We start from the raw sequence: 20,102 nt of genomic DNA, 5'->3' as shown, positions 1-20,102 counted from the left end.
TCGGTGCAGGCGCTCATGCCGGAACTCCGTTCGGGTACCAGGTGAAATAGGCCTCCATGGTGTGGAACAGGTCCAGCGTGTCCACATAGTCGGCCTTCGCGCCCGCCCCGGCCACGCCCATCATCAGCATGAAGTCCATGAAGCCGTGGGTCGCGTTGCCCGGCGAGTGCAGGCTGTCCAGCGAGACTTCCCGCAGGCAGCTGTCGAGGTCCCCGGTGGCGATCCACTCGACCGCCCGGCGATCGAACTCGGGGTCAGGCCCGTGCGGTCCGAATTGTCGCGGTCCACCCAGTTCTAGGGAGAGGTGGCCGGTGCCGATCACGGCCACGCGGAGGTGCGACGGCCATTCCTCAACGATGCGCCGGATCGCCTCCCCGAGCTTGACGAAGCGCGACGGCTGCGGCAGCGGCGGGGCGAAGATGTTGGTGTAGATCGGCACGATCGGCAGGTCGGCCTCGGGCCGCAACGTGATGATCGGGCAGGTGACGCTGTGGTCGATCCGCAGCTCGTTGCTGAACGCCAGGTCGAAACCCGAGTCCAGACCGGCCCGCAGGATGTGCGACGACAGGTCCTCCTGGCCCTTGAGCAGCATCTTCGGCAGGCCGAACTCGCGCTCCTCGTTGTACCAGTTCGCGTCGTAGAACGGCGCCTTGCCGACCAGGAACTGCGGCATGTTGTCCAGCCACAGCTGATGGAAGTGGTCCGAGCCGACCATCACGAGGACGTCCGGGTTCGCCTTGGTGAGCGTCTCCCGGAAGGCGGTGATCTTCCGGACCCACTCGTCGGCGAACGGCGGCCGGTCCTCGCCGGTGGCCGTGCTGGCCTTGTAGTAGAAGGGGTGGTGGGTCGAGGCGATGACCGCGACGATGCTGGCCATAGTCAGTCCTCTCGGGGTTCGTAGACGGCGTTGCGATCGACGGTGAGATAGATGTCGTTGGCGATCGGCCGGCGGCGTTCCTCGGCGAGCTGCCCGAGCAGCCCGGCCGCCCGCGCCAGCAGGGCGAACCCGCGCAGCAGGTCGGTCGGCAGCCCCAGGTCGGCGAGGGCCGCGCCGCACACCCCGGCGCCGTTGAGCGGCAGCGTCTTGCCGAGCACCTGCGGGTGGACCCGGCCGATCGCCTCGAACAGCCGCAGGTGCGGGCCGCGCAGGCCCTCCTCCTCGGCGATCGCGATCAGCACCGGGGTGCGCGGGTCCCGCTCCTTGTGCACCGGGTGGCCGAGGCCGGGGATGAACTTCTTCTGCTCCCGGGCCTTCTGCACCGCCTCCAGGGCGATGACGTCGTAGTCGCGCTCGGTGCCGGCCGCGACCAGGGTCTCGGCGAGGAACCGGCCGCAGTCCTCGGTCACCCCGAGGAACCGGGAGCCGCCGCCGAGCAGACCGGCGGCGAGCGCCCCCTGCAGCGAGTCCGGAGCCGAAAGATACGTCAGGCGGGCCGCGATCGCCGTCGGGGTGAAGCCGTGATCGGCGAGGGCGACCAGCACCGCCTCGAACAGCCGCACCTCCGAGGGCGCCGGCCGGCGCCCGGCGACCAGCCAGAACGCCAGCTCGCCGAAGCCCACCTTGCCCATCAGATCGGCCGCGAGATCCTTGCCGAGCAGCGAGATCGTCTCCGGGGTGGAGGTGCCCAGCCCGGTGGGAAAGCTCAGTTCTTCAGCCACTCTCGGATCTCCTCGCCGTGCTCGTTCAGACCGGGCGGCGGCAGCTCGTAGGCCGCCGGGGTCTCGGAAAACGTGATCGGGTTACGGACCGCGGGCACCCCGCCGGCGTCGATCACCGGGTTCAGGCCCAGCTCCTCGGCGAGGGCCACGCCGCCGTCGATCGTGTTGATCGGCGCGCACGGCACTCCGACCGCCATCAGGTCGCGGAACCAGTCGTCCTTGCCGCGCTTGCCGAGCCGCTCCACCAGGATCGGCCGCAGCTCCTCCCGATTCGCCGTACGGTCCTGATTACGCCCGAAACGCGGATCGTCCGGCAGCTCCGGCAGGTCGAGGACCTGGCACAGCTTGCGGAACTGCCCGTCGTTCCCGGCGATCACGATCAGCTCACCGTCCGCACACGGCAGCGGCTCGTACGGGAAGAGGCTGGGATGCGCGTTGCCCATCCGGAACGGGATAGTGCCGCCGGCAACGTACCCGCTCGAATGGTTGACCAGGCCGGACAGCGCGGAGCTGAGCAGGTTGACCTCGACGTGCTGGCCCCGGCCGGTCTCGCCGCGGTGCCGCAGCGCGGCGAGGATGCCGATCGTCGCGTGCATGCCGGCCATCACGTCGAACACCGAGATGCCGGCGCGATAGGGCGGGCCGTCCGGGTCGCCGGTGAGGCTCATCAGACCCGAGATCGCCTGCACCATCAGGTCGTACCCGGGCAGGTCCGCACCCGCGCCAGAACCGAAGCCACTGATGCTGGCGTAAATGATCTTGCTGTTAACAGAAGAAACGGACTCGAAGTCGAGGCCGAAACGAGCCAGGCCGCCCGGCTTGAAGTTCTCGATCATGATGTCGGCCCGGCCGGCCAGCGAACGCGCCACGGCCTGATCGTCCGGATCCTTCAGGTTCAGGGCGATGGATCGCTTGTTGCGGTTGATGCCCAGGTAGTAGGTCGAGACGCCGTCGCGGGTGGGTGGCATCCAGGTGCGGGTGTCGTCCCCGCCCGGCCCCTCCACCTTGATCACCTGCGCGCCGAGGTCGGCCAGCAGCATCGTCGCGTACGGCCCGGCCAGAATCCGGGAGAAATCCGCCACCAGCAGACCCTGCAAAGGGCCCCGCAAAGGTCCCTGCACCATCGTCACCGCCCGTTCTGCGGACACTCGTCCGCTGAAACAGCTTGCGCCTCGACACCTGCACTGTCAACGGCCGCTTCACACAGCCGAAACAAACTATTGACCCCGAACGTGACCGGGCGCACACTGGCGAAACTCGCCCTGCCCGCTGAGCGGACAGTGGTCCGGAATTCTTGACCGGGAAAACTTCGAAAGGATGGGCGATGAGCGACAGCGACCGGCCGGTGGTCCTCCGCAACGGCCTCGTTTTGACCATGGACGACTCGCACACGGTGCTCACCGGCGCCGACGTGCTGGTCATCGGCGGCAAGATCGCCGAGGTCGGGCACCATCTGACCGCGCCCGACGACGCCCTCGAGATCGACGCGTCCGGCGGAATCATCATGCCCGGCATGGTCGACACGCACCGGCATATGTGGCAGACCGCCATGCGCGGGTACGGCGCCGACTGGACCCTCACCCAGTATTTCGTCTGGTATTACCTCGAGTCCGGCAAGCTGTTCCGCCCCGAGGACGTGCACGCCGGCAACCTGCTCGGCGCGATCGAGGCGATCGACTCCGGCGTCACCACCACCGTCGACTGGTCGCACGGCCTGCAGACCACCGACCACGCCGACGCCGCGGTCGACGCCCTCGAGGCGGTGCCCGGCCGGTTCGTCCTCGCCTACGGCAACATCCAGCAGGGCCCGTGGGAGTGGTCGACCTCGGATGCGTTCCGCGACTTCTACCGGCGGCGCATCGACGGCGGCAAGCTGGCCGGTTTCCAGCTGGCCTTCGACATCCCCGGCGACCCCGCCTTCCAGGAGAAGGCCGCCTTCGAGGTGGCCCGCGAGCTCGGCGTCAAGGTCACCACGCACGCCGGGGTCTGGGGCGCCACCAACGACGACGGCATCCGCCTCATGTATGAGAACGGCTTCATGACGCCCGGCACCGTCTACGTGCACGCGGCCACCCTGAGCCCCGACTCGTACCACCGGATCGCCGCCACCGGCGGCTCGGTGAGCGTCTCCACCGAGAGTGAGCAGAGCGCCGGCCAGGGCTACCCGCCCACCTGGCTGCTGCGTAAGCACGACATCCCGGTGTCGCTGTCGATGGACACCAGCGTGTGGTGGAGCGGCGACCTGTTCTCGGCGATGCGCACCACGCTCTCCGCCGACCGGTCCCGCGAGCACATGGAAGCGCACTCGACCAAGGACACGGTCACCCACCACCACCTGCGGGCCGAGCAGGTCGTCGACTGGGGCACCCGGGGCGGCGCCAAGGCCCTCGGGATGGACTCGGAGATCGGCGCGCTCACCCCCGGCCGCAAGGCCGACGTGGTGCTGATCAAGAACGACGCCTCACCGGCCATGTTCCCGGTGCTGCACCCCTACGGCCACGTCGTCTACCAGGCGCAGCGCGGCGACGTGCACACCGTGCTGGTCGGCGGCAAGGTCGTCAAGCAGGACGGCAAGCTGGTCGGGGTCGACCTGGCCGCCGCCCGCGCGAAGGTCGGCGCCACCGTCGACCACCTGCGCGAGACGATGGGCGAGGACCTGTGGGCGCGGGGCATGAACCCGGAGATCCCCGAGTCCCGCATCCTGCACAATCCCTACCAGTACACCAAGTAGGGTCCGGAAACCGGCCAATGAAAGCATGAGCCCATGACCGACACCGGAAGGGGCGCCGGGCCCGACTTCATCGAGGCCCTGGCCCGTGGCCTCGACGTCCTGCGCTCCTTCCGGCCGGGCACCCCCGCCATGACGCTCAGCGAGATCGCCGGTCACACCGGCCTCGCCCGCCCCACCGTCCGCCGCATCCTGATCACGCTCGAGGCGCTCGGCTACGTCCGTCAGGCCGCGCGGGGTTACGCGTTGACCCCGCGTGTGCTGGAGCTGGGCATGGCGTATGTCAATGCGCTGAGCATGTGGGACGTGGCCCGCCCGCACATGGAGAAGCTGGTCGCCCAGACCAACGAGTCCAGCTCGATGGCCCAGCTCGACGGCCCCGACATCGTCTACGTGGCGCGGGTGGCCGTCCCCAAGATCGTCACACTCTCCGTCACCATCGGCACCCGCTTTCCCGCCCCCGCCACCAGCATGGGCAAGGTGCTGCTGGCCGGCCTGCCGGTGGCCGCGTTACGGGAGGTGATGGCCGAGGGGTCCCGCTCCGGCATCACCGCGCGCTGGCAGCCCTCGGCCGCCGAGCTCGACACCACCCTGCGCGAGGTGCGGGCGAAGGGCTGGGCGCTGGCCGACCAGGACCTCGCGCCCGGCGTCCGGTCGGTGGCCACCGGTGTCCGCGACGGCGACGGCAACGTGATCGCCGCGATCAACGTGACCGTGCACGCCGCCGAGACCACGATCGAGACCCTGCTGGAGGAGCACCTGCCGAAGCTTCTGCGCACGGCCGCCGACATCAGCCACGACTGGTCACTGACCGCAGCGGTCCCCGCCGTGACGGTCTGAGACGCGGGGGTCCCACGCACCCCGCGCCCCGATCAGGCCGAGAACCTCAGGCCGAGAACCCCAGGCCGAGAACCCCAGGCCGAGAACCTCAGCCGGAGACCGAGAACGAGTTCGTGACGAAGTCCTTGCCGCCCGAGGACGACGTGATCTCGTATCCGAACTGGACATTGCCGATCGTGACGTTGCCGAACCAGCCCGCCGACCGGATCCACTGCGCGATCGCCGCGACGTTGACCGTGCCGGAGCTGGTGTTGCTGGTGCGGACGAACGAGTAGACGTTGTTCGACCCGTTCGACCCACGGTAGATCTTCCAGGTGTGCCCGCCCACGGTCGCGGTGGTCTGCAGCGTGCCCAGCGGCCCGACCGCGCCGTAGTAGTTCATCCACAGCATGATCTCGTGCGCATTGTCCGACGACCAGATGTCGTAGGCCGAGGTGAACGCCACCCCACTGGTCGGCACGGTGACATTGAAGCTGCTGGTCAGCGTGCCGATCGAGCTGACCGTCCGGCCGATGTAGCGGGTCGCGTTCGGATACGCCTTGATCCCGCCGGTGTTCGGGTGGTTGGCCCACACGCCCCAGTTGCTGGTCGAGTTGGCCCAGATCGTCTGCGGTCCGTAACCGGAGCCCCAGACGTTGTTGTAGAGCGTGTAGCTGCCGCTGGTCCAGGTGCCCCAGCGATCGGTCGAGTACCAGACGGCCGCGTTGGCGGTGCCGGCGGTGAACGCCAGCGTCACCGCCACGACGAATGCCCCGATGGCGAGGCGGAGGGAACGGAACACAATGTCTCCTTGCGGTGGGTATCGGGCGCCAAGGACAAATCGACGCTAGGCCGCCCGACCGCACTCCCGGCAAGCGATGCAAATCTATTTAAGGTTTGCTTCATCTCCCGCGAAATCTCGGCGTGCGAAAACCGACCACAGATGCCAACCTGATCTCATGAAGACGGCGGCCGACCTCTTCGACCCCGAGCCCGAGGTCTGGGGCTTGCGCGGCGATCCCTGGGTGTGGCAGGCGATGCGAGATCACCTGGGCGACACCTACCTGCCACCCACCCTCGGCGAGGTCGAGCGCATGCTCTACGCCGCGTTCAACCGCCTGGTCGGCGTGGATCTGGCAAGCGAGATGGACCCGTCCGTCTACCGCCCCGAGTTCGCCCACGGCGGCCTGTCCAGCGGCCACGTCCACATGGAAACCTGGCGCGCGGCCCTGATCCCCCTGCTGATCGACCGAGCCGACAACCTTCTCTAAGGCCACATTCCGAGTACGCGCCACCCCTCCCCGCCGAACGAGGGCACTTCCGCCGCCGCACGCGACCAAGTGCCACGCACGGCCGCAACGCGCCTTTCGCGTGTGGAGTCGGCCGAGCTAGGGGCCCGACCGGGCGACGACCAGCAGCCGGAAATCACGACGGCGCAGCAGCCGCAGCACGACGGCGGCCGGATTCCCGAACGCCCGCAGCCCGTCCCCGGCCGGCAACACCTCGACCCGATCGATCTCATAGATCCGGCCGCCGGCGACAACCTGGCAGCGGCCCGCGGCCGCGACCACGTTGCGATGCCACGCCACCCGCGGCCCGTAGGTGAGCTCGGCGACGAAGTCACCATCGATCCGAGCCAGCAGCAGCGGCGTCTCGTACGACGCCCCGCTCGTCCGCCCCACATGCCGGACCAGCGCGAACGGCCCGCGACCGCGCCGGGCCAGCCGGACGACGACCCGGTTCAGGCTGTTTTTCAGCAGCCAGAACCACACCCGCCTCAACAGTCGTGGATCACGGTCGTGACGACGTCGATCGCGGCCCCGACCTCGGGGGCGGCGGCCTCGAGGATCTGCCGGCTGATCCGCTGCATCTGCCGGACCTGGGCCGGGGTGAGCGGTTCGATGACCAGGCGGTGCGCCTCGCGGACGTGCCCGGGGGCCGCCTTCTCCAGCATGGCCATGCCCTCGTCGGTGAGGACCGCCTCGGTGCACCCGGTCGCCGCCTTCCGGCGGACCCAGCCCTGCTTCTCCAGCCGGCTGACCGCGTGGGACAGCCGGGACAGCGAGCCGCCGGCCAGCAGGGCGAGGCTGCTCATCTGCACCGCGTGCTCGGCCGGCCGGGACAGCGAGACCAGGATCGAGTATTCGAAGAAGTTGAGGCCGGAATCGCGCTTGAGCTGCGCGTCGATGGCGGCGGGCAGATGCATGAGCATCGCCGTGAGGGTCACCCAGGCAACGGTCTCATCCTCGGAAAGCCAGGGGACCTCGTCCTCCGGCGGGGGTGTGGCGATGTTCACCACCGCACTGTATCTCCCTCGGGCGACTTGAATGTTCAAGTCGAATCGTGGCACCATCGACTTGAACATTCAACACCAACCGGTCGATCAGACCAGTTCGCACCCACCAGGGAGAGCCGTGACCGTTCTGCGTATCGACGCCAGCATCCAGGGACCGAACTCGGCCAGCTCCGAGCTCGCCGACGTGGCCGAGGCCGAGTGGCTGTCCGTCCGCCCGGGCACCGAGTTCATCCGCCGCCATCTCGGCTCCGAGCCGCTGCCCGCGGACGCCTGGCAGAACGCCATCGGCGGCGCCTTCACCCCCGAGGACCAGCGCAACGAGCACCAGCAGGCCGGCGTGGCGCTGGCCCAGCAGCTCAACAACGAGGTCCGCAACGCCGAAGCCGTCATCCTGGCCCTGCCCCTCTACAACTGGGGCGTCTCGCAGCACGCCAAGATCTGGATCGACCTCGTCCTGGCCGGTGGCCCCAACGGTGAGCGGCTGCTCGACGGCAAGCCGGCCATCGTGGTGACCACCCGCGGCGGCGGCTACAGCCCGGGCACCCCGCGTGAGGGCTGGGACCACAACACCTCGTTCATCCGCCGCATCGTCGAGGACGTGTGGGGCGCCGACCTCACCCTGGTCGAGCGGGAGCTGACCCTGGCCCACGTCAGCCCGGCGATGGAGTCCCTCCGGGACGCCGCCGACCTGCTGAAGAAGGCCGCGCACGAGGCGGCCGCGCACGCCGGGCGGACCCACGCCGCCCGCTGAACGACCCAGCACCAGCAGAAACGCCGCCGGTGAGCTCACCGGCGGCGTTTCTGCGTTGTCGAAACCTCAGTGACCGTTGAAAGCGTCCCGCATCCGGCTGAAGAAGCCGCCCTGCTTGCTCAGCTCGGCGACGTCCTCCCCGCGGGTCTTGGCGAACTCGCGCAGCATCCGCTCCTGCTCGGCGGTCAGCTTGGTGGGCGTCTTCACATCGAGGTGCACGAAGAGCTCACCCCGGCCCTGACCGCGCAGGTGCGGCACGCCCTTGCCGCGGATGCGCAGCGTGCTGGCGGGCTGGGTGCCGGCCTTGACCTCGATCGCCTCTTCACTGTCGAGGGTCTTGATCGTCAGCCGGGTGCCGAGCGCGGCCGCGGTCATCGGCAGCGTGACCCGGCAGTGCAGGTCGTCGCCCTTGCGGGAGTAGACGTCGTGCGGCCGCTCGCTGATCTCGACATACAGGTCGCCGGCCGTGCCGCCGCCCGGGCCGACCTCGCCCTGCTGGGCCAGGCGGATCCGCATTCCGTCCTCGACGCCGGCCGGGATCTTCACGGTGAGTGAGCGGCGGGTGCGGACCCGGCCGTCGCCGGCGCAGGTCGGGCAGGGGTGCGGGATGACCGTGCCGTGGCCCTGGCAGGTGGCGCAGGGACGGGACGAGACGACCTGGCCGAGGAACGTGCGCTGCACGCTCTGCACCTCGCCGCGGCCGCCGCAGGTCTCGCAGGTGGCCAGGTGGGTGCTGGGCGCGGTGCCGGCCCCGGAGCACTGGGTGCACAGCACCGCGGTGTCGACGGTGATCGGCGCCTCGACGCCGAACGCGGTCTCCACCAGGTCGAGCTCGAGGCGCAGGATCGCGTCGGCGCCGGGCCGGGTGCGCGGGCGCGGACCCCGGGTGCCACCACCGGCGGCGGTGCCGAAGAACGCATCCATGATGTCCTGGAAGCCCACGAACGGACCGGCACCACCGGGACCGCCGGGGCCGACCCCGCCGCCGGGTGCGAGTGGGTCACCGCCCAGGTCGACGATCTGCCGCTTCTGGTCGTCGGACAGGACCTCGTACGCCGCGTTGATGTCCTTGAACTTCTCGTGCGCTTCCGGGTCCGGGTTGACGTCAGGGTGGTACTGCCGAGCCAGTTTGCGGTAGGCGCGCTTGATCTCGTCGTCGGTTGCCTCCCGGCTCACGCCGAGAATGCCGTAGTAATCCTTGGCCACGGGGTTTGGAGTCCTCAATGTCAGCGCGGTTCCGTCAATTCTGTGCCAGCAGGTCGCCCACGTAGCGTGCCACCGCCCGCACCGTGGCGATGGTGCCGGGGTAGTCCATCCGGGTGGGGCCGAGCACCCCGAGCCCACCGACGATGGTGGCACCCGGCCCGTAGCCGGTGCTCACCACCGAGGTCGAGCGCAGGTTGTCGAACTCGTTCTCGTCGCCGATGCGGACCCGTGTCTTGCTCGGCTCCAGGTCACCGATGAGCTTGAGCAGGATGACCTCCTCCTCGAGGGCTTCGAGCACCGGACGAAGCGTGCCCTGGAAGTCCAGCACACCTCCCCGAGTCAAGTTCGCCGTTCCGGCGAGCATGAGACGCTCCTCGCTGCGCTCGACGAGGGTTTCCAGCAGCACGCTGGCCAGACATGCCATCGTGCCGCGGCGGCCGGGCGGGCACTCGTCGACCAGCGACTGCACCAGCGGCGGGGTGTCGGAGAGCCGCTGCCCGGCCAGTTTCTCGTTGACCTTGCGGCGCAGCTCCATCACGTCGTCGGCGGTGGCCGGCCCCGGCAGCTCGACCAGGCGCTGCTCGACCCGGCCGGTGTCGGCGATCATCACCAGCATGATCCGGGTGGTGGAGATCGGCACCAGCTCGAGGTGGCGCACCGACGAGCGGGCCAGCGACGGATATTGAACGACCGCGACCTGGCGGGTCAGCTGGGCGAGCAGCCGGACCGTGCGGTGCACGACGTCGTCGAGGTCGACCGCGCCGATCAGGAAGCGCTCGATCGCGCGGCGCTCGGCCGGGCTGAGCGGCTTGACCTTGGAGAGACGGTCGACGAAGAGGCGGTAGCCGGCGTCGGTGGGCACCCGGCCGGCACTGGTGTGCGGCTGCCGGATGTAGCCCTCCTCCTCCAGCACGGCCATGTCGTTACGCACCGTGGCCGGGGAGACGCCGAGCTGGTGGCGCTCGACCAGCGCCTTGCTGCCGACCGGCTCCTGAGTCTCGACGTAGTCCTCGACGATCGCGCGCAGCACCTCGAGCTTGCGGTCATCCAGACTCATTCCGACCTCCTCCCGGCCTGGCACTCCCGGCGACAGAGTGCCAGTCTACTTCGCCGCAGGCGACAGCGCGATGATCGAGTGGAGCTGTCTATTCATCGACTCCGCGTGCATGTCGCTCTCGACCCGATTGAGCTGCGGTCCTACGGTGGCAGCCATGACTGAACCGCCTCGTCCGCCTGGTGAAGGTAACGGGAACGACCCGACCGCGCCATTCAACCCATATGCGGCTAACGACCCGGCTGCCGGATCGACACCACCACCGGCCGACCCGACCCCGCCGCCGGCCCCGCCGGGCGGCTACGCTCCGCCGCCCACCAGCGGTGGCGGCTACGCACCGCCGCCCGGCGGCTACAACCCGCCGCCGTCCAGCGGTGGCGGCTACGGTCCCCCGCCCGGCGGCTACAACCCGCCCCCGCAGCAGCAGCAGTACGGGTACGGCGCGCCCCAGGCCACCGGCCCGGACGACCGCACCTGGGTGCTGATCGCGCACTTCGGGGGCGCGCTCGGCGCCTTCCTCGGTGGCGGGCTGGCGGGCTGGATCGCACCGCTGATCGCGTTCCTCGCCCGGGGCCCGCAGTCGCCGGTGGTCCGGGCCGAGGCGGTCAAGGCGCTGAACTTCCAGGTCCTCTGGTCGATCATCGCGCTGGTCGGCTGGATCACGACGTGCATCGTCATCGGCTTCTTCGTCTGGATCGCCGCGATGATCGTCGGCATCGTCTTCGGCATCATCGCCGGCGTGAAGGCCAGCAACAACGAGGGCTACAACTACCCGATGACCGTCTCGCTCATCAAGTAGCGCCGGCCGTCAGGTAAAGGCAGCCGTCAGGTAAAGGCAGGGGCGTCGCCGGGTCGGGGGCCCGGCGCACTCATCCATCCCGCGCCCGTCACACCACGTCACGAATGACGGCGTCGGCGAGCAGGCGCCCACGGAGGGTCAGCACCAGCTGCCCCGCCGCGTACGCCCCTGCCTCAAGAAGACCGTCCCCGAGCGCCTGCGCGGCCCCGGCCGCATCGACCAGCGTCAGCGGGATGCCGTCGCGGAGCCGGACCCGCAGCATGATGTCCTCGACCCGGCGGTCCGCGTCGGTCAGGATCTCGCGGGCATGGCCCGGCGAGTGATCATCGGCCAGCTTCTTCGCGTACGCCGTGGGGTGCTTGACGTTCCACCAGCGCACCCCGCCGACGTGACTGTGCGCGCCCGGCCCGAGCCCCCACCAGTCGGCGCCGGTCCAGTAGAGCATGTTGTGCCGGCAGCGGGCGTCGTCGCCGGCGGCCCAGTTGGAGACCTCGTACCAATCCAGCCCGCCCGCGGTCAGCGCCTGCTCGGCGGCCAGGTAGCGGTCGGCGGCCACGTCGTCGGAGGGGAACGGGAGCTCGCCCCGGCGCATCCGCGCGGCCATCCGGGTGCCGTCCTCGACGATCAGGGCGTACGCGCTGACGTGGTCCACGCCCGCGTCGATGACCGCGGCCAGCGAACCGGCGAAGTCCTCGGCGGTCTCGCCCGGGGTGCCGTAGATCAGGTCCAGGTTGACGTGGTCGAAGCCGGCCGCCCGGGCCTCCAGAGCGGCCTGCGGGGCCCGCCCGGCGGTGTGCGTGCGATCGAGAATTCGAAGGACGGCCGGGCTGGCCGACTGCATGCCCAGGCTGATCCGGGTGAAGCCGTTGCGCCGCAGCGTCCGCAGATAGTCCGGGGTGACCGACTCCGGGTTGGCCTCGGTGGTGATCTCGGCATCGCTGCGCAGACCCCAGGTCTTGTCGATGCCCTCCAGGATCCGGCCCAGGTCGTCGGCGCTCAGCAGGGTCGGGGTGCCGCCACCCACGAACACCGTGTCCACTTTTTCCGGGTCGATGACGGTCGCGGCGAGCTTCAACTCCCGAAGGACCGTGTCGGCGTATTCGTCCCGGCCGGCCCCTCCGCCCAGTTCACTGGCGGTATAGGTGTTGAAGTCGCAATACCCGCATCGGCTCGCACAGAACGGAACGTGAACATAGACCGCGAATCCGTTTTTCCCGGCGGCGGCCGCCGCGGCATGCGGGAGCGACCCGTCCAGCGGAACGGGATCACCATCGGGAAGAGCACCGGCCATCCGTCAAGTGTGCACGGCCCCCGATAGGGTTCCCGCCATGGATCTGGTCCGTTCCGCCACAGCCGCCGGGGTGACCACCCTTACCCTGGACAGCCCCGCCAACCGCAACGCCCTCTCCACGCCGCTGATGACCCAGCTCCTGGACGGCCTCGCGGCCGCGCTGACCGACCCGTCGGTCCGGGTGGTGGTGCTCACCCAAACCGGCCCGGTCTTCTGCTCCGGCGCCGACCTCAAGGAGACCGCCGAGGCCCGCGAGGCCGGCAGGGTGCCGGCCGAGAAGCTGGCCGACGTGCTGGCCGCGCTCTGGGAGTTCCCGAAGCCGGTGGTGGCGCGGGTCGCCGGGCCGGCCCGGGCCGGCGGTCTGGGCCTGATCGCGGCGGCCGACATCGCGGTCTGCACGCATCAGGCGACCTTCGCGTTCACCGAGGTCCGGCTGGGGGTGATCCCGGCGGTGATCAGCGCCACCGTGCTCCCGCGGCTGACCCCGCGGGCGGCCACCGAGCTCTATCTCACCGGCAACGTCTTCGACGGGGTGCGGGCGGCGGAGATCGGCCTGGTCACGGCGGCCGTCTCGGCCGAGGGCCTGGACGCCACGGTGGCGGCCTACTGCGACGCGCTGGTGCAGGGCGGTCCGCTCGCTCTCGCCGGGACCAAGCAGCTGCTACGGCGTACGCCGCAAACTCCGATCCGAGCTGAGCTGGCCGACCTGGCCGAACGCTCCGGGGGCTATTTCCGATCGGCCGAAGGCCGGGAGGGCGTGACCGCTTTCCGCGAGAAACGCCCGGCTTCCTGGGTCCCGGCCGCGGCCCCCGCCCAACCGTGATCATCGCGGTGGCCGTGCTGCCTGGTCGCAGTGTCGATGAGGTCGTGCGGTCGTTGATTACCCTTGTTGCCTGTCCCCCGTCATGAGGACGCGTCTAGGAGGTGCGGGTGCGCAAGACACCGGTCGTGGTGCTCGCGCTGCTCGCGCTGGTCGGCACACTGAGCGTGGTCGGCCTGGTCCGGAGCCTCCCCGGCGAGATCAAACTGCCGACCCTCGGCCCGGAGTGCACGGTGAAGGCCGACGGTGAGGTGACGCTCGACTTCGTGCAGATGGCCAACGCGGCGACCATCACCGCGGTCGGCATCCGGCGCGGCATGCCCGAGAGGGCAGTCGTGATCGCGCTGGCCACCGCCCTGCAGGAGTCGAAGCTGGAAAATCTCGACGACGGCGACCGCGACTCGATCGGCCTGTTCCAGCAGCGGCCCAGCCAGGGCTGGGGCACGATCGAGAAGATCAAGGACCCGAGGTACGCGGCGGACAAGTTCTACACGGCCCTCAAGAAGGTCAAGGGCTACGAGAAGATGCGGGTCACCGACGCGGCGCAGCGGGTGCAGCGGTCGGCCTACCCGAATGCGTACGAGAAGTGGGCGGACGAGTCGGCGGTGCTGGCCCGGGCCCTGACCGGCCGAGCCACCGGAGCGGTGGCCTGCACGGTGACCGGTTCGCCGGCGCTGCGCGGCACCGCCGCGTCGGCGGCGCTGCTCGCCGGGCTGAAGCTCGACTGGGGCAAGGGCCTGGCGAAAACCCCGGCGACCGTCACCCGGACCGCCGGACTCACGGTCGCGGTGTCCGATACGAGTACGGGCTGGCGGTACGCACACTGGCTGGTCTCGCACGCCTCGGCCACCGGTCTCGAACGGGTACGTTTCGCCGATCTGGAGTGGCACGCCCCCGACGGCAAATGGCAACCGGTGACGGCGGACGGTGGCGTCGACGAGCGCCAGGTGATCGCTCAGGTGTTCAGCTGACGTCCGGGTTTGTTGCCATCCGGCACGAATGACGGCGCGGCCGGCGGTCGCTCTGCGTGATGTCCACCATTTCTGACGCCCAATCGCTGAGCGTATACAGACGCATGGACAGACAGCTACCGCCCTGGTACTAAGTAGAACGTGTCGAGGGCGATCGAATGGATACTGATAGGTGCTGCAAGCTGTTTGGCGATCATCATCGGCGTTCGGTGGCACAAGCCCGCCCGCCTCGGCCCGTGGGTCCTGATAGCCGCGTCGGTCGCCAGTCTCGCGGTCGGCGACATCTTCTACGCGATCAACGCCGACGATGTGGCCGAGACCTTCTACCTTTCGATGTTCCTGCTGGTGGCGGCCGCGCTGATGCAGTTCACCCGGTTCGGCTCACTGCTCGGTGACCGGTCCCGGCTGATCGATCTGCTCGCCGCCTCGTGCACCACGCTGCTGGTGATCTGGGTCTTCCTGATCGGCGACCAGGGCCAGATCGGCAAGATCTCGGCCGCCGACGTGATCGGTGACCTGGTCCTGATCGCGGTCGCCGTCCGGCTGGTCCTGGCGGCCGGCCGCAACGCCTCGGCGGCCCTGCTGCTGAGCGGCTCGATCGGCATGCTGGCCAGCGACATCCTCTACTCGATGATGCCCGGCACCTACACCGAAATCGGGTACATCATTCTTTACGTGACCTGGGGCCTGGCCGCGCTGCACCCGTCGATGAAGCGGCTCACCGACCCGATGCCACCCGACCCGGCCCAATGGCGCGGGCACTGGGCCGTGCTGCTGTGCGCCTCGGTGGCGACGCCGCCGGTCGTGCTGCTCATCGAGGCGCTCAACGGCGGGGTCAAGGACGGCGTGGTCATCGCGGTGGTGGGCGGCCTCACGCTGCTGCTCACCATCACCCGCCTGGCCGACTCGGTCATGCAGAACAGCCGGGCCGCGGCCCGCGAGCACGCGCTGCGCACCGCCAGCGGCACCCTGGTGGCCGCCGCCGACCAGCCGGCCGTCCAGGAGGGGGTGCGGGCCGCGGTCGCCCAGCTCATGCCGGCCGCCTCGGTGCGCGATGTGTTGTTCGCCACCGACGACCGCAAACTCGCCGAAGCCGGCCTGTCGACCGAGCCGCCCGCGTCGAGCCCGCGCTCGCGCAGCTGGCTGGTGAAGGAGGACGACCTCTACGGCACCATGGTCTGCCCACTGTGGCTGGAACCGATGGCGGTGGCCCGCCCGAACGGCGGCGCCCTGATCGTCACCGCCCGCCGCGACGTGCTGGCCGTGACCCGCGACGCCCTGGAGGTGCTCGCCGGTCAGGCCGCCATGGCCCTCGACCGGATCATGCTGGTCGAGGCGGTCGGCCGCCGCGACAGCGACCAGTACCTCCGCACGGTGATCAGCAACACCGCCGATCTGATGCTGGTGATCGACGAGGACCAGCGGATCCGCTACGCGAGCCCGGCCCTGCGCACCCTGCTCGGCTCGACCGAGCTGTCCCCACTGGCCACCTTCACCGACCTGGTGCACCCCGACGACCAGGGGCCGGTCCGCCGGGCGTTCTACTCCAGCGGCGACGGCAAGCTGTTCTGCGCGCTGCGCCGCTCCGACCAGAGCCAGGTCCTGGTCGAGGCGACCTACCGTGACCTGCGCGAGGACCGCCTCGTCCAGGGTTACGTGGTGACCATGCGCAACGTGACCGAGGGCCACGACCCGGTCGAGCAGCACCCGCACCTGGAGAATGTGGACGAGCTACCGGCCTGGGTCAATCGCCGCAGCGCCCAGCACAAGTTCCGCTACTGAGGCTTTTCCGCACATAACTGAGCCTCCAAAACAAAGTGAAGCGCCGGGCCTTTGCAGGTCCGGCGCTTCTCTTCATCCCGCGGCGTCGCTGGGTGATGCCGCGTCTTTGCCCAGATTCAATTACCGGGTGATCCGGCGACGCGAGCCGACGCCGGCCACCAGGGCGACACCGACAGCGGCCAGGACGACCTGGAACAGCAGCTCGATCCAGTCGACACCCTTGGTGTCGGCCACGCCGGTCGCCCGGGCGATGACCGTGCCGAGCAGGGCAGCGACGATACCGACGACGATGGTCAGCCAGATCGGGATGTTCTGCTTGCCCGGTACGACCAGGCGGCCCAGGGCGCCGATGATGAGGCCGACGATGAGCGCCGTGATGATTCCGGTGACAGTCATTTGAGGTCCTCTCGGGGGGTGGTGCAATCCGTTGCGTCCGTCGAGCAACCAGATTCCCGGCCTTCCGAGAAACCAAACCGACCTATTTTTTAGTTGCTCCCTTCGTGTCCCCGGAGTCGGATGTCGACAGGGCGGCGATGAAGGCCTCCTGCGGCACTTCCACGCGGCCGACCATCTTCATCCGCTTCTTGCCCTCTTTCTGCTTCTCGAGCAGCTTGCGCTTACGGGTGATGTCACCGCCGTAGCACTTGGCGAGGACGTCCTTGCGGATCGCGCGGATCGTCTCCCGGGCGATGATCCGGCTGCCGATGGCGGCCTGGATCGGCACCTCGAACTGCTGCCGGGGGATGAGTTTCTGCAGCTTGGCGGCGATGTTCACGCCGTACGCGTAAGCCTTGTCCTTGTGCACGATGGCGCTGAACGCGTCGACCGGCTCACCGTGCAGCAGAATGTCCACCTTGACCAGTTCGGCGACCTGCTCGCCGGAGGGCTCGTAGTCGAGCGACGCGTACCCCTTGGTCTTGCTCTTCAGCTGGTCGAAGAAGTCGAAGATGATCTCGGCGAGCGGCAGCGTGTAGCGCAGCTCCACCCGCTCGGCGGACAGGTACTCCATGCCGAGCAGGCTGCCGCGCCGCGACTGACACAGCTCCATGACCGCACCCACGTACTCGTTGGGAACCAGCACGGTCGCCCGCACCACCGGTTCGTGGATCTCGGCGATCTTCCCGGTGGGGAACTCGGACGGGTTGGTGACGACCCGCTCCTCGGCGTCCTCGGTGTAGACGCGGTAGACCACGTTCGGCGCGGTGGAGATCAGGTCGAGGTTGAACTCGCGCTCCAGCCGCTCACCGATGATCTCCAGGTGCAGAAGGCCGAGGTAGCCGACCCGGAACCCGAAGCCCAGCGCCAGCGACGTCTCCGGCTCGTAGACCAGGGCGGCGTCGTTGAGCTTGAGTTTGTCGAGGGCGTCCCGCAGGGCCGGGTAGTCGGAGCCGTCGATCGGGTAGAGACCCGAGTAGACCATCGGCTTCGGGTCCTTGTAGCCGCCGAGCGCTTCCTTGGCCGGCCGGAGGTTGCCGGTGACAGTGTCACCGACCCGGGACTGGCGAACGTCCTTCACGCCGGTGATCAGGTAGCCGACCTCGCCGACGCCGAGCGCGCCCGCCTTCTCCATCTCGGGCGAGACGACGCCGATCTCGAGCAACTCGTGCACCGCACCGGTGGACATCATCTTGATCCGGTCGCGGGCCTCGATCCGCCCGTCGATGACCCGCACGTAGGTGACCACGCCGCGATAGACGTCGTACACCGAGTCGAAGATCATCGCGCGGGCCGGACCGTCGGCCACCCCGACCGGCGCCTGGAACTGCCGCACGATCTCGTCGAGCAGGTGGCCCACGCCCACGCCGGTCTTGCCGGACACCCGGAGCACGTCGGCCGGCTCGCAGCCGATCAGCTTGGCCAGCTCCTCGGCATACTTCTCCGGCTGCGCGGCCGGCAGGTCGATCTTGTTGAGCACCGGGATGATGTGCAGGTCGTTCTCCATCGCCAGGTACAGGTTGGCGAGGGTCTGCGCCTCGATCCCCTGCGCGGCGTCGACCAGCAGCACGGCACCTTCACAGGCGGCCAGGCTGCGGGAGACCTCATAGGTGAAGTCGACGTGCCCCGGCGTGTCGATCATGTTGAGGACCGCGGTGTCGCCCCGCTTGTCCCCCTCGCGAACCGTCCACGGCATCCGAACGGCCTGCGACTTGATGGTGATGCCGCGTTCCCGCTCGATGTCCATCCGGTCGAGATATTGGGCGCGCATCTGCCGCGGGTCGACCACCCCGGTGATCTGCAGCATCCGGTCGGCCAGGGTCGACTTGCCGTGGTCGATGTGCGCGATGATGCAGAAGTTGCGGATGCGACTCGGGTCGGTAGCCCCGATCACATTCACAGCGGGGTCGAGCGGTCCAGGCACGTTCGTCCGTTCGTCGAAAGCTTGGCTGAGACTCCGGCGGCCTGCCGGCGCGTTCTATCGTCCCACGTCCGCGCGCAAGCCCCGCTCACACCCGTTCGGAACCCCGCACGCCCGCCACGCTCACCGCGCACGCTGGACGTCAGATGGGCTCAAGCGGCGCATGCGGCGCCGGTGGCAGCTCCACGGTGACCATGTCCCCGGTCCGGATCGGCCCACCACGCAGCACGACCGCCATCACCCCGGCCTTACGGACGACCTGACCACGCTCGTCCCGCCCGAGCACCTCTTTGAGCAGCCCGTCCCGAAACCCGTTGATCTGCCCACACGGATTCCGCAGCCCGGCCACCACGACCGCCGGCCGCGGATCGTCTCCCCGATCCCGCGCGGCCGCCGCCGCGATCGCCACCGCCGCGCCGGCGTTCCCCGGCCCGAGCTCCGCGGCCGCCGCGACCTCCAGCACCGCCGCCAGCGCCCCGCCCGCGCCGACACTCCCGCTACCCGCACCCACCGCCGGCACCGTCTCCCTGGCGCCCTCAGCGGCCTCCGCGCCACCCTCACCCGCCGCCGGACCACCCGCGCCCGCCGCCGGACCGCCCGCGCCCGCCGCCGAATCGCACTCGCCCGCCGCCGGGCCGAAGCGAAGAATCGTCCCCCGCGGCAACCCGAGCAGGTCGACGCCGCTGGTCGTCACGTTCTCCCCGAGGTTGCCGGCCTCGACGTCATAGCCCTTCGCACCGACCTCGCCGAAAAGCTCCTGCTGAATCAGATGCACCTGCCGGAAGTTCGGCTGCGTCGGATCGTTCCGCACCCGTCCCCGGTGCTTCACGTACAGCCCGGCGTGCACATCGCCCTTGACCCCGACCCCGGCGATCAGCACGATCTCGCCCCGAACCGGCTTGATGAACGCATAGGTGTCGTTACAACTGACCGCCGCGACCGTCCCTCGCTCAGCCTTCATGGCCCCAAGTCTCGGCGAGCCACCCCGCCCAGGGCGACCCAGTTTCCCGCCTACTCCGGCGGCTCGAGGAACAGAGCGGACAACCGCGGCAGGCGCTTCTGCATCTCCTCCTCGTTGTCGAAATCCCACAGGTCGGCCGCGTCGGGCCTGATCGCCGCCGTCTCCCCCGGCGGCAACTCGGACCCGGTCGCCTGCCGATAAGCCTCGGCCGCGATGGACAGCACCTCTTCCGCCTCGAAGACCGCGCCATTCTCCGAAGCGGCCCGCACCGCCGGCATCTCGGCCAGATCGTCGGGCGACTTGACGGAACGCGCCACGGTCTCCCGCCCGTGCGCGATCAGCCAGCCGCGGAAGTTGTCGAACCCCTCCTCGGTGCACCCACCGTGGATCAGATAGGCCGCCGCCCACAGATCCTCGGTGCCGGAGGCGACCATCACCTTGTCGAGGTGCCGAGCCCAGGCGACGATCTCCTCCGGCTCGCAGGTGGCCAGGTCGGCGGCGGCACGCTTGGCCACCTCGGCCGGAGTGGCGGGCCGATCGGCGGTCGCCCGCCCGATCACGGCCCAGAAGTCGTCGGTTCTCATGGCGAGGATCCTGCCAGCCGGGTAC

General features: G+C 69.5%; 21 protein-coding genes. 8 read left to right on the top strand and 13 right to left on the bottom strand.

The features are described from left to right. Positions 1-13: 13 nt before the first annotated feature. From Adu01nite_RS36945 to Adu01nite_RS36935, 3 genes are read right to left on the bottom strand one after another with little or no spacing between them, the layout of a single operon-like run. Positions 14-877: a DODA-type extradiol aromatic ring-opening family dioxygenase gene (locus Adu01nite_RS36945; RefSeq protein WP_203733950.1), complete on the bottom strand. Its 864-nt coding sequence runs from the start codon at positions 875-877 to the stop codon at positions 14-16. 2 nt (positions 878-879) lie between these two features. After that, positions 880-1,659, bottom strand: a complete 780-nt coding sequence (locus tag Adu01nite_RS36940) for a citryl-CoA lyase (protein ID WP_203733949.1) — start codon at positions 1,657-1,659, stop codon at positions 880-882. Then, complete coding sequence (locus Adu01nite_RS36935) at positions 1,644-2,783, bottom strand: CaiB/BaiF CoA transferase family protein (protein ID WP_203734100.1); 1,140 nt, start codon at positions 2,781-2,783, stop codon at positions 1,644-1,646. The genes Adu01nite_RS36940 and Adu01nite_RS36935 overlap by 16 nt, the downstream gene beginning before the upstream one ends. Before the next feature lie 200 nt (positions 2,784-2,983). Here Adu01nite_RS36935 and Adu01nite_RS36930 point away from each other — a divergent pair, with 200 nt between their 5' ends. Both Adu01nite_RS36930 and Adu01nite_RS36925 read left to right on the top strand, forming a co-directional pair. After that, positions 2,984-4,390, top strand: coding sequence for an amidohydrolase family protein (locus Adu01nite_RS36930; protein ID WP_203733948.1), 1,407 nt, complete (start codon positions 2,984-2,986; stop codon positions 4,388-4,390). A gap of 33 nt (positions 4,391-4,423) precedes the next feature. Then, positions 4,424-5,227, top strand: coding sequence for an IclR family transcriptional regulator domain-containing protein (locus tag Adu01nite_RS36925; protein WP_203733947.1), 804 nt, complete (start codon positions 4,424-4,426; stop codon positions 5,225-5,227). Positions 5,228-5,315: 88 nt separating this feature from the next. On the opposite strand, the gene Adu01nite_RS36920 is transcribed toward Adu01nite_RS36925, so the two are convergent. Continuing rightward, positions 5,316-6,008: a GH12 family glycosyl hydrolase domain-containing protein gene (locus Adu01nite_RS36920; RefSeq protein ID WP_203733946.1), complete on the bottom strand. Its 693-nt coding sequence runs from the start codon at positions 6,006-6,008 to the stop codon at positions 5,316-5,318. A gap of 157 nt (positions 6,009-6,165) precedes the next feature. On the opposite strand from Adu01nite_RS36920, the gene Adu01nite_RS36915 reads away from it, so the two are divergent. Then, the gene (locus tag Adu01nite_RS36915) at positions 6,166-6,477 is read left to right on the top strand and encodes a hypothetical protein (protein ID WP_203733945.1); all 312 of its coding nucleotides are present in this window, start codon (positions 6,166-6,168) and stop codon (positions 6,475-6,477) included. A gap of 117 nt (positions 6,478-6,594) precedes the next feature. On the opposite strand, the gene Adu01nite_RS36910 is transcribed toward Adu01nite_RS36915, so the two are convergent. Further along, positions 6,595-6,978 (bottom strand): PNPOx family protein, encoded by a 384-nt coding sequence (locus Adu01nite_RS36910; protein WP_203733944.1) that lies wholly within the window; start codon positions 6,976-6,978, stop codon positions 6,595-6,597. A 5-nt stretch (positions 6,979-6,983) separates the two neighbouring features. Continuing rightward, positions 6,984-7,502: a MarR family winged helix-turn-helix transcriptional regulator gene (locus tag Adu01nite_RS36905; protein WP_239132982.1), complete on the bottom strand. Its 519-nt coding sequence runs from the start codon at positions 7,500-7,502 to the stop codon at positions 6,984-6,986. A 118-nt stretch (positions 7,503-7,620) separates the two neighbouring features. Here Adu01nite_RS36905 and Adu01nite_RS36900 point away from each other — a divergent pair, with 118 nt between their 5' ends. Continuing rightward, positions 7,621-8,253 carry an FMN-dependent NADH-azoreductase gene (locus Adu01nite_RS36900; RefSeq protein ID WP_203733943.1) on the top strand — a complete coding sequence of 211 codons (633 nt, stop codon included), beginning with the start codon at positions 7,621-7,623 and terminating at the stop codon, positions 8,251-8,253. Positions 8,254-8,319: 66 nt separating this feature from the next. Here the strand turns inward: Adu01nite_RS36900 and dnaJ are convergent, their stop codons facing one another. Together dnaJ and hrcA are read right to left on the bottom strand one after the other, a co-directional pair. Continuing rightward, positions 8,320-9,459 carry a molecular chaperone DnaJ gene (dnaJ, locus tag Adu01nite_RS36895; RefSeq protein WP_203733942.1) on the bottom strand — a complete coding sequence of 380 codons (1,140 nt, stop codon included), beginning with the start codon at positions 9,457-9,459 and terminating at the stop codon, positions 8,320-8,322. Positions 9,460-9,493: 34 nt separating this feature from the next. Beyond that, positions 9,494-10,516, bottom strand: a complete 1,023-nt coding sequence (gene hrcA / locus Adu01nite_RS36890; protein WP_203733941.1) for a heat-inducible transcriptional repressor HrcA — start codon at positions 10,514-10,516, stop codon at positions 9,494-9,496. A gap of 154 nt (positions 10,517-10,670) precedes the next feature. On the opposite strand from hrcA, the gene Adu01nite_RS36885 reads away from it, so the two are divergent. Further along, positions 10,671-11,312: a DUF4870 domain-containing protein gene (locus tag Adu01nite_RS36885; protein WP_203733940.1), complete on the top strand. Its 642-nt coding sequence runs from the start codon at positions 10,671-10,673 to the stop codon at positions 11,310-11,312. Positions 11,313-11,400: 88 nt separating this feature from the next. On the opposite strand, the gene hemW is transcribed toward Adu01nite_RS36885, so the two are convergent. Next, positions 11,401-12,603 carry a radical SAM family heme chaperone HemW gene (gene hemW / locus Adu01nite_RS36880; RefSeq protein ID WP_203733939.1) on the bottom strand — a complete coding sequence of 401 codons (1,203 nt, stop codon included), beginning with the start codon at positions 12,601-12,603 and terminating at the stop codon, positions 11,401-11,403. Positions 12,604-12,640: 37 nt separating this feature from the next. Here hemW and Adu01nite_RS36875 point away from each other — a divergent pair, with 37 nt between their 5' ends. The 3 genes from Adu01nite_RS36875 to Adu01nite_RS36865 all read left to right on the top strand — a co-directional run bounded on the left by Adu01nite_RS36875 (position 12,641) and on the right by Adu01nite_RS36865 (position 16,176). After that, entirely contained in the window at positions 12,641-13,426 is a 786-nt protein-coding gene (locus Adu01nite_RS36875; RefSeq protein WP_203733938.1) for an enoyl-CoA hydratase-related protein, read from the top strand. A 101-nt stretch (positions 13,427-13,527) separates the two neighbouring features. Further along, on the top strand, positions 13,528-14,394 hold the full coding sequence (locus Adu01nite_RS36870) for a hypothetical protein (protein WP_203733937.1): 867 nt from the start codon (positions 13,528-13,530) through the stop codon (positions 14,392-14,394). 186 nt (positions 14,395-14,580) lie between these two features. Next, positions 14,581-16,176: a PAS domain S-box protein gene (locus Adu01nite_RS36865; RefSeq protein WP_239132981.1), complete on the top strand. Its 1,596-nt coding sequence runs from the start codon at positions 14,581-14,583 to the stop codon at positions 16,174-16,176. 120 nt (positions 16,177-16,296) lie between these two features. On the opposite strand, the gene Adu01nite_RS36860 is transcribed toward Adu01nite_RS36865, so the two are convergent. From Adu01nite_RS36860 to Adu01nite_RS36845, 4 genes are all read right to left on the bottom strand, one after another. Next, entirely contained in the window at positions 16,297-16,572 is a 276-nt protein-coding gene (locus tag Adu01nite_RS36860) for a GlsB/YeaQ/YmgE family stress response membrane protein (RefSeq protein WP_203733935.1), read from the bottom strand. A gap of 82 nt (positions 16,573-16,654) precedes the next feature. Continuing rightward, the gene (lepA, locus tag Adu01nite_RS36855) at positions 16,655-18,535 is read right to left on the bottom strand and encodes a translation elongation factor 4 (protein ID WP_203733934.1); all 1,881 of its coding nucleotides are present in this window, start codon (positions 18,533-18,535) and stop codon (positions 16,655-16,657) included. Between the two features lie 139 nt (positions 18,536-18,674). After that, positions 18,675-19,493: an MOSC domain-containing protein gene (locus Adu01nite_RS36850; protein ID WP_203733933.1), complete on the bottom strand. Its 819-nt coding sequence runs from the start codon at positions 19,491-19,493 to the stop codon at positions 18,675-18,677. 50 nt (positions 19,494-19,543) lie between these two features. Further along, the gene (locus Adu01nite_RS36845) at positions 19,544-20,077 is read right to left on the bottom strand and encodes a DUF4240 domain-containing protein (RefSeq protein ID WP_203733932.1); all 534 of its coding nucleotides are present in this window, start codon (positions 20,075-20,077) and stop codon (positions 19,544-19,546) included. Positions 20,078-20,102: the final 25 nt, after the last annotated feature.

The organism is Paractinoplanes durhamensis, from assembly GCF_016862175.1.
Taxonomy (GTDB): Bacteria; Actinomycetota; Actinomycetes; order Mycobacteriales; family Micromonosporaceae; genus Actinoplanes; species Actinoplanes durhamensis.
The sequence above is the reverse complement of the archived record's forward strand: the minus strand, read 5'-3'. Positions and strand labels throughout refer to the sequence as shown.

Coding starts and splice junctions, on each gene's coding strand:
- Adu01nite_RS36850 (WP_203733933.1), bottom strand. CDS start 19,493: ATGAAGGCTGAGCGAGGGACGGTCGCGGCGGTCAGTTGTAACGACACC.
- hrcA (WP_203733941.1), bottom strand. CDS start 10,516: ATGAGTCTGGATGACCGCAAGCTCGAGGTGCTGCGCGCGATCGTCGAG.
- Adu01nite_RS36845 (WP_203733932.1), bottom strand. CDS start 20,077: ATGAGAACCGACGACTTCTGGGCCGTGATCGGGCGGGCGACCGCCGAT.
- Adu01nite_RS36915 (WP_203733945.1), top strand. CDS start 6,166: ATGAAGACGGCGGCCGACCTCTTCGACCCCGAGCCCGAGGTCTGGGGC.
- Adu01nite_RS36885 (WP_203733940.1), top strand. CDS start 10,671: ATGACTGAACCGCCTCGTCCGCCTGGTGAAGGTAACGGGAACGACCCG.
- hemW (WP_203733939.1), bottom strand. CDS start 12,603: ATGGCCGGTGCTCTTCCCGATGGTGATCCCGTTCCGCTGGACGGGTCG.
- Adu01nite_RS36930 (WP_203733948.1), top strand. CDS start 2,984: ATGAGCGACAGCGACCGGCCGGTGGTCCTCCGCAACGGCCTCGTTTTG.
- Adu01nite_RS36925 (WP_203733947.1), top strand. CDS start 4,424: ATGACCGACACCGGAAGGGGCGCCGGGCCCGACTTCATCGAGGCCCTG.
- Adu01nite_RS36945 (WP_203733950.1), bottom strand. CDS start 877: ATGGCCAGCATCGTCGCGGTCATCGCCTCGACCCACCACCCCTTCTAC.
- Adu01nite_RS36935 (WP_203734100.1), bottom strand. CDS start 2,783: ATGGTGCAGGGACCTTTGCGGGGCCCTTTGCAGGGTCTGCTGGTGGCG.
- Adu01nite_RS36875 (WP_203733938.1), top strand. CDS start 12,641: ATGGATCTGGTCCGTTCCGCCACAGCCGCCGGGGTGACCACCCTTACC.
- Adu01nite_RS36860 (WP_203733935.1), bottom strand. CDS start 16,572: ATGACTGTCACCGGAATCATCACGGCGCTCATCGTCGGCCTCATCATC.